At 55.1% G+C, this 12,299-nt stretch carries 11 protein-coding genes, 4 pseudogenes and 1 riboswitch; of the genes and pseudogenes, 10 read left to right on the top strand and 5 right to left on the bottom strand.

The window, feature by feature from the left end:
- Nucleotides 1-482: 482 nt before the first annotated feature.
- Nucleotides 483-1,085 carry a uracil-DNA glycosylase gene (locus tag IFU31_RS04745; protein ID WP_090362448.1) on the top strand — a complete coding sequence of 201 codons (603 nt, stop codon included), beginning with the start codon at nucleotides 483-485 and terminating at the stop codon, nucleotides 1,083-1,085.
- A gap of 8 nt (nucleotides 1,086-1,093) precedes the next feature.
- On the opposite strand, the gene IFU31_RS04740 is transcribed toward IFU31_RS04745, so the two are convergent.
- A complete protein-coding gene (locus IFU31_RS04740; RefSeq protein WP_192102421.1) occupies nucleotides 1,094-2,263 on the bottom strand; it encodes a TDT family transporter in 1,170 nt (389 codons plus the stop codon).
- A 117-nt stretch (nucleotides 2,264-2,380) separates the two neighbouring features.
- Between IFU31_RS04740 and IFU31_RS04735 the strand changes: the two genes are divergently transcribed.
- Together IFU31_RS04735 and IFU31_RS04730 are read left to right on the top strand one after the other, a co-directional pair.
- The gene (locus tag IFU31_RS04735; protein WP_090361411.1) at nucleotides 2,381-3,298 is read left to right on the top strand and encodes a LysR family transcriptional regulator; all 918 of its coding nucleotides are present in this window, start codon (nucleotides 2,381-2,383) and stop codon (nucleotides 3,296-3,298) included.
- A 136-nt stretch (nucleotides 3,299-3,434) separates the two neighbouring features.
- Nucleotides 3,435-4,427: a YVTN family beta-propeller repeat protein gene (locus IFU31_RS04730; protein ID WP_090361409.1), complete on the top strand. Its 993-nt coding sequence runs from the start codon at nucleotides 3,435-3,437 to the stop codon at nucleotides 4,425-4,427.
- A gap of 94 nt (nucleotides 4,428-4,521) precedes the next feature.
- On the opposite strand, the pseudogene IFU31_RS04725 reads toward IFU31_RS04730, so the two are convergent.
- Nucleotides 4,522-5,379, bottom strand: a pseudogene (locus tag IFU31_RS04725) (ArsB/NhaD family transporter).
- Between the two features lie 62 nt (nucleotides 5,380-5,441).
- Here IFU31_RS04725 and tnpA point away from each other — a divergent pair.
- From tnpA to IFU31_RS04710, 3 genes and pseudogenes are all read left to right on the top strand, one after another.
- Nucleotides 5,442-5,735: an IS66-like element accessory protein TnpA gene (gene tnpA, locus IFU31_RS04720; RefSeq protein WP_192067646.1), complete on the top strand. Its 294-nt coding sequence runs from the start codon at nucleotides 5,442-5,444 to the stop codon at nucleotides 5,733-5,735.
- A 1-nt stretch (nucleotide 5,736) separates the two neighbouring features.
- Nucleotides 5,737-6,105 (top strand): annotated as a pseudogene (locus tag IFU31_RS04715) (IS66 family transposase); the annotation flags it as partial.
- Between the two features lie 213 nt (nucleotides 6,106-6,318).
- A riboswitch (Fluoride riboswitch) is annotated at nucleotides 6,319-6,391 on the top strand.
- 80 nt (nucleotides 6,392-6,471) lie between these two features.
- Nucleotides 6,472-7,800, top strand: a complete 1,329-nt coding sequence (locus tag IFU31_RS04710; RefSeq protein ID WP_192102420.1) for a voltage-gated chloride channel family protein — start codon at nucleotides 6,472-6,474, stop codon at nucleotides 7,798-7,800.
- 155 nt (nucleotides 7,801-7,955) lie between these two features.
- On the opposite strand, the gene IFU31_RS04705 is transcribed toward IFU31_RS04710, so the two are convergent.
- The gene (locus IFU31_RS04705) at nucleotides 7,956-9,128 is read right to left on the bottom strand and encodes a TDT family transporter (protein ID WP_090361400.1); all 1,173 of its coding nucleotides are present in this window, start codon (nucleotides 9,126-9,128) and stop codon (nucleotides 7,956-7,958) included.
- Nucleotides 9,129-9,306: 178 nt separating this feature from the next.
- On the opposite strand from IFU31_RS04705, the gene IFU31_RS21645 reads away from it, so the two are divergent.
- Together IFU31_RS21645 and IFU31_RS04700 are read left to right on the top strand one after the other, a co-directional pair.
- On the top strand, nucleotides 9,307-9,657 hold the full coding sequence (locus IFU31_RS21645) for a LysR family transcriptional regulator (protein WP_320498481.1): 351 nt from the start codon (nucleotides 9,307-9,309) through the stop codon (nucleotides 9,655-9,657).
- A pseudogene (locus IFU31_RS04700) lies at nucleotides 9,548-10,156 on the top strand (LysR substrate-binding domain-containing protein). Before IFU31_RS21645 ends, IFU31_RS04700 begins: the two are co-directional and overlap by 110 nt.
- A 16-nt stretch (nucleotides 10,157-10,172) precedes the next feature.
- Here IFU31_RS04700 and IFU31_RS04695 read toward each other — a convergent pair.
- Nucleotides 10,173-10,334, bottom strand: a pseudogene (locus IFU31_RS04695) (ArsB/NhaD family transporter); the annotation flags it as partial.
- 20 nt (nucleotides 10,335-10,354) lie between these two features.
- On the bottom strand, nucleotides 10,355-10,705 hold the full coding sequence (locus IFU31_RS04690; RefSeq protein WP_090361397.1) for a metalloregulator ArsR/SmtB family transcription factor: 351 nt from the start codon (nucleotides 10,703-10,705) through the stop codon (nucleotides 10,355-10,357).
- Nucleotides 10,706-10,999: 294 nt separating this feature from the next.
- Here IFU31_RS04690 and IFU31_RS04685 point away from each other — a divergent pair, with 294 nt between their 5' ends.
- Together IFU31_RS04685 and IFU31_RS04680 are read left to right on the top strand one after the other, a co-directional pair.
- Nucleotides 11,000-11,962 (top strand): tyrosine-type recombinase/integrase, encoded by a 963-nt coding sequence (locus tag IFU31_RS04685; RefSeq protein ID WP_192102553.1) that lies wholly within the window; start codon nucleotides 11,000-11,002, stop codon nucleotides 11,960-11,962.
- A 131-nt stretch (nucleotides 11,963-12,093) separates the two neighbouring features.
- Complete coding sequence (locus IFU31_RS04680) at nucleotides 12,094-12,285, top strand: co-regulatory protein PtrA N-terminal domain-containing protein (RefSeq protein ID WP_192102419.1); 192 nt, start codon at nucleotides 12,094-12,096, stop codon at nucleotides 12,283-12,285.
- Nucleotides 12,286-12,299: the final 14 nt, after the last annotated feature.

Genomic DNA, 12,299 nt, shown 5'->3' with positions numbered 1-12,299 from the left:
AAACCGCAAATTAGGTTGATTTATGACTTTCGAGACATACGCAGGCTTTTACGCTGTTACTGGTGATAAAATACGTTGTTCCCATTGGGACGTGCGGTGGTAGGGCATAGCATATCGATCATCTGCATTCGGCTGCTATAGATGACCTAAACGGTTTTAGATCGATTGGCAAGGGAAGAATGCAGCCTTGATTGCGCACAAAGCTGGCGGTTTCGGACTTGGAATCGGCGAAAAAGGTACGGCGTTGCTTGGTCATCAGACACCTCTCTGTGGCGACCATTTTCGCCTAAAAACGTGTCCGGGGTTAGTAAACCACTACAGAGTAACAGGCGAGGTGTGTCGTACTTCGGAGAGTTTCCATCGCATAGAATGCCTGCATCATAGGCATCGCAATTTGACAGCGCGAGGTCTAAAGCCTGCAAATCAAACATAGCGGGCCTTCGAATGGCAATTTCTTGACAATAGAAGGGTGCGTGCAAGCAGTGTTACCTAATCAAATCACCGCGCAGCAGGAAATTTCGTTACAAGCGCGCGAAGACCTTCTGCTGTTGCCGAACGTTGCGCAATTGACACGCTGGGTGAATTCCCAGTCCACGGACAATAAAACGTTGCCGTATTTCGATCCGTTGGATGGCGGGGTCTTCGCCCGAGTATTGATCTTGTTGGAATCGCCGGCTCGAACGGTCAGTCGTCCACGGTATGTCTCACGAGACAATCCAGGGCCCGCACAACGCAACCTCAAGGGTTTCATGGAGCAGGCTGGATTGGCACGCCAAGAGACAGTCCTTTGGAATCTGTACCCTTGGCTGCCCAACCTCGAAAAAACCAAGGGTGCGCTCCGCAGAGCGCAAATTGACGAGGGTATAGAGATGCTGATCACCCTGCTGCCTCGTTTCCCAGATCTCGTCACTGTCGTGTTTGCAGGGCGTGTCGCTCAGCAGGCAATGCCGCGTATCCGGTTAGCCTTTCCTGATTTCGAATTGCTGGAAATGCCCCATCCCAGTCCGCTTTCTGTTTGCACTCACCCAAGTGTCCGGCAACGCATCCTGTCCGCACTGTTTCACGCCAAACAGTCGGTTGAGTAGCCAAAGGCTCAGGCTTTGCTCGCCTTGTTCAGCGAGGCGATACAAGGCGACACGAACAGGTTGCCGCGATAGGCTCCCGCCAGGGTTTTGGCCGCGACGATGATCCACATGACAACCAGCAGCAACACCAGCACCATGCCCATGATGTCAAAGAAAGCGAGGTGCAGCATTGAACCCAGTTTGAGGGTAGTCACGGCGTACACCCCCAGTGGAAAGGTGAAGCCCCACCAGCCAAGGTTGAAAGGGATGCCTGCCTTGAAATAACGCCCCGTGATCAGCAGCGCCAATACCATCCACCACAATCCCAGCCCCCAGAACAGCACACCACCGATCAGGCCGATGCCCTCGGCGACGGCACCGATGCTGGCCATTCCATGGGCAGCGAAGATCGTCGGAGCATCGTTGCCTAGCACCAACATCCCCAAAGCACCGGTGCCGATCGGCCCCAACGACAACCAGCTCGATGCCGCCATGCTTTCATGAGGTAATTTGTGCAACGCCATGCGTAGCAGCAGGATCACCAGGATGCTCAAGGCGACCGGCATCGAGTAAGCCCATAGCACGTAGCTGGTGATAAGCAGGGTGAACTGTGCACTCGCGTCAGCGAGGTGCGGCGCGAGGAGTCCGCCACTTGCGGCGGCTACCTCGGCCGCCACCACAGGCAGTAGCCATACCGCTGTCATCTGATCGATGCTGTGCTGCTGGCGAGTGAACATCATGTATGGGATCAATACCCCGCAGGCCAATGCCATGGCGACATCGATCCACCACAGCATCTCAGCCACAGCGACAACCCCATCTCCCCACTGCGGTACACCATAAAGCAAGAAGCCATTAATGATGGTCGCTAGCCCCATTGGGATAGTGCCGAAAAACATTGATACGGTGGAGTGACCGAAAATCTGTTTGGCCTCATCAAAGAACAGAACCCAACGGCTCGCGTACATCACTGTGAACAGGCAAAACAGCGCGATATTGAAAAACCACAAGGCTTGCCCTAACGCTTTGGGCCATTGTGCAGCGAATGGCAGTTGGCCCAACGCCAGAGCCAGAATCCCGGTCCCCATCGTGGCGGCGAACCAGTTGGGTGTGAATTGCCGGATTACTTCCTGCGGATTGGACAGGGCAGCCAGTGGATGGCTGCCGCCCATGATCGCTGCGAGTCGTGTGTCACTCATAGTGTTACTCCCGCTTCGTTATTCATTCGATGTGGCATGCCTGAAGTGTAGTTCGATGAACATAGCGGTAAAAACGGATAATATGGGTTTTGGTTACCTATCAACAAGGTAGATCCTTTGAAGCTAAGTCTGCGTCAACTGCAAATTTTCTGCGCCATTGCGCAACAGGGCAGTACCACCAGCGCCGCCATTGCGGTTTCACTTTCGCAGTCGGCCACCAGTGCTGCACTTAACGAACTGGAAAACGCGCTGGGTACTCGGCTGTTCGACCGCGTCGGCAAGCGCCTGGTGCTGAACGATAACGGCTTGGCCTTACTGCCTCAGGCCAGAAGGATGCTGGAGAACGCACAACAAATAGAGACCCGTTTCCTTCCAGGGCATGCCGAGCTGAAGACACGCTTGCGAGTGGGCTGCAGTACCACCATTGGCAATTATGTTCTGCCATTGATCCTTGGTGAGCTACGCCAATCGGCGCCGCATTTACGGGTCGATGTGGACATGGCGAACAGCATGGCTATTGCAAGGAAAGTCGCTGATTTCGAGATCGACATGGGCCTGATCGAAGGACCGTGTCACCTGCCCGAATTGAATGCCGAGCCATGGCTTGTGGATGAGTTGCTCATCGTCGCAAGCCAGCGACATCCTTTGGCGCTCAGGCAACAGGTCTCGCTTGATGACCTTCGGACCGCTGAGTGGCTACTCCGCGAGCCAGGGTCCGGTACCCGTGAAGAAGTCGAACAGTTGCTGCTGCGTCATCTGCATAATCTTGCTGAAACCCACCAGATCGGTAGTTCAGAGGCCATCAAGCATACCCTTGCACAAGGCATCGGCATCAGCTGCTTGTCGCGCTGGGTAGTGAGGGATCTGCTGGTTTCTCAAGAGCTCATTGAACTGCCGCACGCCTTGCCTATGCTAACCCGACGCTTTTTCTTGATCCGTCACCGGGACAAATTCATTTCACCGGGTCTCGGTCGATTTTGGGAGAGCTGTGGCCAGTTTGCGAACCAACCCTTTCTGGACCTATGTAGAAAATAGGTAGGTGATACCTTAACAAGTTGTTTCCGGAACTTAGAAGAGACGCATAAGGTCAGCTCGTTGCCACATGCCACCAACGAGTTGCATTTGCCAAGGCGCTATCCCATGCCTGGCCGACCCTGATGAGGAATCTTTGATGAATGTACTGAAGAAAAAAATAACTGCCCTTACGCTGGGTATTACCTTGGCAACATCGCTGAGCGCCTTGGCAGCGGAAGATCGCTGGACCTTCGACGGCGCTATTCACAACAACTCGCTGGCTATCAGCCCGGATGAAACGACGGCGGTGGCTTCCTACAGCCAGCGTCCTGACGTCGTGGTCTACGATTTGAAAACTGGTAAGGTTCGTCAGATTCTCACCGGCTACATCACGCCGCGCAACATTGTATTTTCGCCAAAGGGTGATGTGTTCTACCTCTCCGACAGCAGCTTGGGAGTAGTACGCAAGATAGACACCAAAACCTTGAAAGTCATTGCAGACCTGCCGTTGGGCGCAGGTGCTTTTGGTACCACGCTCAACAAGGACGGCAGCTTGCTCTACGTCAACAATCAAGCGGCCAGCACGCTGTCGGTCATCGACCTGGAGCATCAGCGTCCTGTCGCCGTGGTACCCGGTTTCTCTCAACCGCGCCAGGGCATCCGGTTGAGCCCTGACGGTAAAACCGTTTATGTCACCAACTTTCTGGGTGACAAGATCACCCTGGTCGACAGCAAGACTAATGCGATCGAAGGTGAAATTACTGGTTTCAATAAGCTGCGGGCCATCTCTATTTCTGCCGACGGTAACACCTTGTACGCGGCCAACAGCGGCAGTAACAGCATTGCCATTGTTGACACTCAAAAGCACGTCATCACGACCACCGTTATGGTGGGCAAAGACCCCTACGGTGCAGCCCTGACGCCAGACGGCTTGCAGGTCTACACAGGCAACCTAGGCGACAATAGCCTTTCAGTGATTGACACCAAAACGCTGAAAGTGACGACCACGGTGACCGGTTTGAAGGCACCTCGCCAAGCTATCGTCTTCACCAAAGATAAGTCGAAGGCTTATGTGCTCAATGAAGATCTGAGCATCTCCACAGTCGACCTCGCCAGTAACAAGGTTGTATCTACGCTCACGTCCGACTGATTGACACAGCCAAGGCCTTCTCGGAGGCCAAGTACTCCATGATCAGAACCTGTCAGGCGGCTTGGACTACTCGGGAAATCGCCGGAATATTGTCCTAGGCTTGGATGCTGAGCCGCAGGGCGAGTGCGGCCAGGGTGATAAGCAGCACAGGGATGGTCAGCAGGCTGCCAACCTTGAAGTAGTATCCCCACATGATGCGGATGTTTTTTTGAGTCAGTACGTGAAGCCACAGCAACGTGGCCAGGCTACCGATCGGAGTGATCTTGGGCCCCAAGTCGCAGCCGATGATGTTGGCGTACACCATGGCCTGATGGACCACGCCTGTGGCCTGACTGGCCTGAATCGATAGGGCACCGATAAGCACGCTGGGCATGTTGTTCATAACAGACGACAGCAATGCAGCCACCACGCCGGTACCCATAGTTGCAGTCCACAGGCCCTGTTCAGCGAAGACATTGAGCAGAGACGTGAGAGCGTCCGTGAGCCCCGCGTTGCGCGGCCCATAGACCACCAGGTACATCCCTAGCGAAAACACCAACCTGCCACGGTGCATTTTTGATAACCGTACGGGTAGAAATAACGCAGCCTTTGCCGGCGATCACCAGAAGGATGAGTGCGCAGCTGGCTGCCACCGCACTGATGGGGATCCCCAACGGCTCCAGCGCGAACAGGCAACAAGGAGCAACGCCAAGGCCCACCAGCCGGCGACGAAGGTAGCCTTGTCACGGGTGACAGTCTCAGGCGCATGAAGCTGCTGTGGATTATAGGTAGTAGGGATGTCGCGCCGATAGCACAGCCACAGCATGAACAAGGTCGCCATCACGCTGACTATGTTCACGGGCCACATCACCGAAGCATATTCAGCGAAGCCTATTCGGAAGAAATCCGCTGACACGATATTGACTAGGTTGGACACCACCATCGGTAGGCTCGCGGTATCCGAACCCAGCAATAAGGGCGATGTTCTCCACCTAAAAATACGTGGACACCATCACTCTTATCGTCAGGATTCCCATGCGCCAAAGAACCTCTTATCCCAAACCCCTCAAAGCCCAGATAGTCCAAGAATGCCTGCAACCTGGCGTGTCCATGGCCAGTGTTGCCCTGCGCCACGGCATCAATGCCAATCTGGCTCGAAATTGGATACCTCTTTATCATGATGTTCAGGCTCCGGCGTTACCTGCCTTCGTTCCAATAAAAATGGAGCCCATAGCTCGGCCCGATCAGCCATTGCTGGTGAGTCTCGAGATCCCTTTCGGTCAGCAAACCATCACCGTCAAATGGCCTTCGGCAGATCCTGATGGCTAAAGCCCTTCACAACTGGATGTTGACCCAGCGCGATCTTGTGCCCAACGGATCAGCGACGGCTAAAGCCTTGGATTACAGCCTTAAACGCTGGGTAGCGCTGACGCGCTACCTGGAAGATAGTGCTGTGCTCATCGACAACAACCAGATCGAGAACTTGATCCGGCCGTGGGCGCTCGGGCGGTCGAACTGTTTGTTTGCTGGGTCGCTGCGCAGCGGCAAGCGGGCGGCAGCGATCATGAGCCTGATCCAGTCGGCGCGCATCAATGGGCATGATCCGTATGCTTATCTCAAGGATGTGCTGACGCGGCTGCCGACGCAGCAGGCCAGCGAGATCGAGCAGCTGCTGCCGCATCAGTGGATGCCCGCCTGATCTGTGCAAGGTTTTTTTGCTTGCCGCTTACATTGCATGGACTTAATCAGGGCAGGGACTCGCCTTGACCAATAGAGATCGGCTGAAGCAGACACTTGAATTTACGAGTGAGATGCGACTCGATGCTCCTGTCACTCATGACAAGCTTTTAGGAAAGCTATTCGTCCTTCTACCTGATGACCAAGTTTACATCTCCGGGAGAGATCGCTATATTCGGGCCCTGGAGATGGCATTCCTCCACTTACCAACCGCTGCGCCCGTAGCAGCTGATGATGCCTACAGACACCTGATCAAGACAGGACTGTAGGCGTTCGCGCGAAAAAATTCCTTTTTGGTCAGGCTCACTTTCCTTGTGTGGCCGACCCTATGTCAAAACTCAGAAAACCTGAACAACTCGTTCTGCTTCCCTACATCGGGAAATGGCTGGTACTTGCCAGCGCCGTGGCACTTTTGGCGGGATCGGCATCCGCGCTATTTCTGTTCTCCCTCGATCACGCCACTCAATGGCGCGAGACCCACCGCTGGGCGATCTGGCTGCTGCCGCTGGCAGGCTTTGGTGTAGGGCTGGTTTACCACCTGATTGGCAAGCCGGTTGACGCGGGCAACAACCTGCTGATCGACGAGATTCACGACCCGAAGCAAACCGTGCCGCTGCGCATGGTGCCTCTGGTGCTTGCGGGTACGCTAATCTCGCATCTGTTTGGCGCATCGGTCGGACGCGAAGGCACCGCCGTGCAAATGGGCGGTGCTCTGGCCGATCAGATAACCCACCTGTTCCGACTGCGCCCCGAAGATCGCCGAATCATGCTCATGGCAGGCATCAGCGCAGGCTTCGCTTCGGTCTTCGGCACCCCGCTGGCGGGAGCATTGTTCGGCCTTGAAGTGCTCGCCATTGGCCGCATGCGCTACGACGCGTTGTTTCCATGCATGGTCGCCGCGATCGTCGCCGATCAAGTCGGGCTGCTCTGGGGCGTCGTCCACACCCACTACGTCATCGGCGAGATCGCGCCCGTGCAGTTCTGGACAGTGGTGGCAATAGTTGTCGCAGGCATCGTGTTCGGACTCGCGGGGCTGCTGTTCGCCACCGCCACCCATACCCTCGGGGCGTGGATAAAAAAGCTGATTCCCTATTCGCCTTTGCGCCCTGTTCTCGGCGGGATAGTGGTGGCCACGGCGGTGTGGGCATTGGATGCCTATCAGTACGTCGGCCTAGGTATTCCGAGCATCGTCCAGTCCTTTGCCGCCCCCGTTGCGCCATGGGACTGGTTCGGCAAACTCGCGTTTACCGTCGCATCACTCGGCACAGGCTTCAAAGGTGGCGAGGTCACGCCGCTGTTCTATATCGGCGCGACGCTGGGCAACGCGCTTGCGCCGCTGCTACACCTCCCATTCTCGATGCTCGCCGGTATCGGCTTCGTCGCAGTCTTCGCCGGCGCCGCCAACACACCACTGGCGACCATCGTCATGGCCATGGAGCTGTTCGGCCCAGAGATTGCTCCACTTGCCGCGATTGCCTGTATCGCCAGTTATCTAGTGTCCGGCCATACCGGGATCTATCACGCCCAGCGCGTGGGCCACAGCAAACACCGTTATGCCCTACCGACTGATATCCGTCTTTCGGACATCAATAAATTTCACTCTCAGCGCAACGCCGTGAGCGCCCCGAAAAAAGTCGAGGAGGACGAACCAAAATGAGCAAGTCAGACCCCGATTCATGAAGTAACAGGCGGTCACCTGGGCCTGTTCGAAATGCCACATCCGAGCCCGCTTTCAGTGTGTACAAATCCCAACGCAGCCAAGGCTATCGTTGTGACGCTGTCGCGGGCATCAAGGCGGCTACATGATTTGAATTAACGCTGGGCCTGCTTTGCCTTGAGAGAAGCAATGCACGGGGATACGAACAGATTCCCTCGGTAAGCACCTATGGTGGTCTTCGCCGCCACCACCAACCACATTACCGCCAACATCAACACCAAAATCACACCCAGAACGTCAAAAAAAGCCAAGTCCAAGATCACGCCCAATTTCAGAGTGGTCACGGCGTAGACGCCTAAAGGAAATGTGAAGCCCCACCAGCCCAGGTTGAATGGAATACCACCTTTCGCATATCGGGCAGTGATAAGCAGTGCCAAGAGCATCCACCACAAGCCAAGGCCCCAGAACAAAATGCCAGCGATCAGGCCAATCCCTGCTGCCACGGCTCCAACATTAGCCATGCCGTGAGCGGCAAAGATGGCAGGGGCGTCGCCGCCGATAACCAGCATGCCCAGCGCTCCTGTTCCAATAGGCCCCAGCGATAACCACGATGATGCAGCCATGTTCTCGTGAGGCAGTTTATGAAGCGCCAGGCGTAGCACCAGGATCACCAGAATGCTCAAGGCTACAGGGACGGAATAGGCCCATAGCACGTAGCTGGTAATCAGCATATTGAACTGCGCGCTCGCGTCGGCTAAATGTGGAGCGATCACCCCACCACTGGCGGCAGCGACTTCCGCAGCGACAACGGGAAGTAACCACACAGCAGTCATCTGGTCGATGCTGTGCTCTTGCCGCGTGAACATCATGAATGGAATGAGAACACCGCATGCCAGTGCCATGGCGACATCTAGCCACCACAGGCCATGGGCTAATGGTATTAGAGCATCACCCCAGGTAGGTACGCCATACTGCATCAAGCCGTTGATGATGGTTGCCAGCCCCATCGGGATCGTGCCGAAAAACATAGAGACGGTTGAATGACCGAAGATTTGCTTGGCTTCGTTGAAAAAGAAAACCCAACGTGCCGCGTACATAAGCGTAAAGGCACTGAAAAGCACAATGTTGAACAGCCAAAGTGCTTTTCCCGCGTATGACAGCAGCGCGATATCTCCTGGAAGCTGTCCTAATGCCAGGGCCAGAATGCCCGTACCCATCGTGGCGGCGAACCAGTTCGGGGTGAACTGCCGGATCGCTTCCCTTGGATTTGAGAGCGCCGACAGCGGCTGCCCTCCTTGCATTACTTTTGACAAGCTGATGTCTCGCATGGTGCCTCCACGGCGTACTTCATCGGAGCAGTGCCTACAGAATAGCGGGGTGAATTTATCTAGGAAAACGGGTAATTTCTCTATGCCATACCCACTTAATAGGTAAGTTCGTGAAGCTGACTCTCCGCCAGCTGGACATTTTTCGAGGCATCGCTCAGCTGGGCTCCACGACCCGGGCGTGTCACTGGCTTTGTCTCAGTCAGCTACGAGCGCTGCCCTCCAGGAGTTGGAAAGCGCGCTGGGCACCCAGTTATTTGATCGGGTCGGCAGACGCCTAGTGCTGAATGAAAACGGGCAAACGCTTCTACCTCAGGCCATCCGGCTGCTGGAAGCGGCGGCACAAATTGAAGAAGGTTTTCAAAAAGGACACGACGGCTCGGATGAGGATCGGTTGCAGCACTACAATTGGCAATTACATCATGCCCCTGCTGATCGAACGTTTGGCTGCGCGAGCGCCGGGCATTCAAGTCGATGTCATCATGGGCAACAGTGCAGATATCGCCAAGCAAGCCGCACAGCTTTCGATTGATATCAGCTTGATTGAGGGGCCGTGCCGCCAACCCGAGCTGACGATTCGTCCATGGTTTGAGGACGAACTAGCGATCATCGCAGCCTCAAATCATCCCCTTGCCGCTCAGGAAAAGGTCACTTCAGACGACCTCAATGCCGCTACCTGACTGATTCGCGAGGACGGCTCAGGAACTGCTGATGAGGTGCTTCAATGGCTACTTCCCTACCTTGGCGCCTGGAGCGACGCTCGCCGGATCGGTAGCTCTGAAGCCATTAAGCGAATGGTCGCTTCCGGAATCGGAATCAGCTGTCTGTCTTACTGGGTAGTGAGCGATGCAATCGCGGAAGGTAAGCTGAGGTTGTTGAACCATGACCTGCCGCGTCATAAGCGACAGATCCACATCGTGCATCACCGCGAAAAATTTATTTCTCGATTTCTCGAGGTTTTCTTACGGACTGTGGAAGACTTTGAGGTGAGTGGGGCTGAAAGCCTCGAAATCACATCCAATTCAGTGTGAGTTTGCTGAACGCTTACCACACGATGGCCCATACCGTAGGTACGTCGCCTAGACCAACCACACCCGTAAGCAAAGCCAGTACTGCGCCGGCAGCGGCGCTCCAGCCTACGCCCAATCCCTTCGGCTGCCAGATGACCAACATAAGTGTCAAAGCGAATATTGTGATTGCAGCAACCATATGGAGACGCTCCGGCGAAATCAGCAGCATGCGGCCTGACGGACCGGACGACCTTCCATTGATGCAAGACGGCTTACGTCTTGATCAATCCAGGACTGATTAGCACTGCGTGTTATCTGGAGCACATGCAAAACCCATTCGGGCAACTGTGGATGCAAGCGGTAATAAATCCACTGCCCCTGACGGCGGTCCGCTAATAACCCGCAATTACGAAGTTGGGCTAAATGCCGAGAGATTTTCGGCTGACTATCATCCAGCGCCCAAATCAGCTCGCAGACACAGAGCTCGTCTTGGCCAGCGAGCATGAGCATGATGCGTGTGCGCGTTTCGTCGCCAAGACATTTAAAGACGGTCGCCGGTGACAAATCCATGAGCAATCCTAAAAGATGTTTATATGTGTGTATTCGAATATACACATATTTTTATGATAGCGCATGATCAGGAGCGATTTTATTTATGCCGTCCTGTCAAGACTAAAACTGCAAATTAGGTTGATTAATGACCTTGAGAGTCTGGACAGATCCTTTGACGTGTTACTGGTGATAAAATAGGTTATCACCAATTATCGCCGTTTATCGGTTTCGGAAACATCGTCATCATTAAGCGTTGCTTTAGTGACTGAGGACATGAGCATTGATCGCAAGACAGCCAAGCATGAGAAATCTATGCAAGAACTGACGAAGTCCCATCAGAATGATCAGCGCCGGCTCACGTCAGTCGAATTCCAGACGCTGGCCCGGGTTTCGGCCGCAGTCGAGTGGTTTGCCAACCTCGATAACCCTCGCACACGACGCGCCTACCAAAATGACCTCGAGGACTTCTGTGGTTTTGTCGGATTGGCTTCAGCGGATGAGTTTCGCGTGGTGACCCGATCACACGTGCTGGCCTGGCGCGCCCAGCTCGAGCATCGCGGTTTGGCCGGAGCCACGATCCGACGCAAATTGGCCGCACTGGCCAGCCTGTTTGATCATCTCCTGGAGAGCAATGCAATCGCCGGCGGCAATCCGGTGCACGGGGTTAAACGTCCCAAGATAGAAAGCAACGAAGGCAAGACGCCGGCACTGGGCGATCACCAGGCCAAGGCGCTGCTCGAGGCGCCGGACGAAACCAGCCTGAAAGGGCTGCGGGACCGGGCGCTACTGGCTGTTCTTCTCTACCACGGGCTGCGCCGCGAAGAAGCGGCGCTGCTGCAGGTGAGCGACATTCAGGATCGCCGCGGGATTCAACACCTCAAGGTGCATGGCAAAGGCGGCAAGGTGCGATACCTGCCGTTGCACCCGGTGGCGGCCGGGCGCATTCATCAGTACCTGGAAAGCTCGGGCCATCATCTGGCGGACAGGAAGGTGCCGCTCTTCATCCCGTTACGCGGCAAGCTGACCGGTGCGGGCATCACGGCCAACGGCATCTACACCGTGGTGGCGGCTTACGCGAAAAAGGCCGGGATTAAAGTCGACGGCCTGGGGGTGCATGGACTCAGAGCAACCGCCGCCACCAATGCCCTGGAGCATGAAGCCGATATTGCCAAGGTCCAGGCCTGGCTGGGACACGCGAACATCAGTACAACCAAAATCTACGATCGGCGAGAGAACAGGCCTGAGGATTCACCGACTTATAAGGTGAAGTATTAACCACCATTTGGTGGCTTGGTTAACGCTCAACCTGACTTTTTTGTAACCCTCAACTCAGCCAACTGAAAGCCTCTACTCGTTACCTTGGGCCCAGCGGCATGTGCCGCCTTCCCAATACAAGGTAACTCGTCATGAACCTGTCCAAAGCTGTACTCCTTACCCTCGCATTCAGTATTTCCTCAGTCGCCTTTGCTGAAGGTGGTGCCGACCGCGTGTTCGCTCGAATGATGGATGCGCAACAAACAACCCTAAACAAAAAAGCTGAGGCGCAACTGGCTTCTGCAAATACTAAAAAAGCTGAAAGCTCTAAGGCATGTTGCTAACCAACCCGGGGTTT

The organism is Pseudomonas sp. CFBP 13602 (genome assembly GCF_014842725.1).
Classification (GTDB): domain Bacteria; phylum Pseudomonadota; class Gammaproteobacteria; order Pseudomonadales; family Pseudomonadaceae; genus Aquipseudomonas; species Aquipseudomonas baltica.
This window is presented reverse-complemented; position numbering and strand designations above follow the sequence as displayed.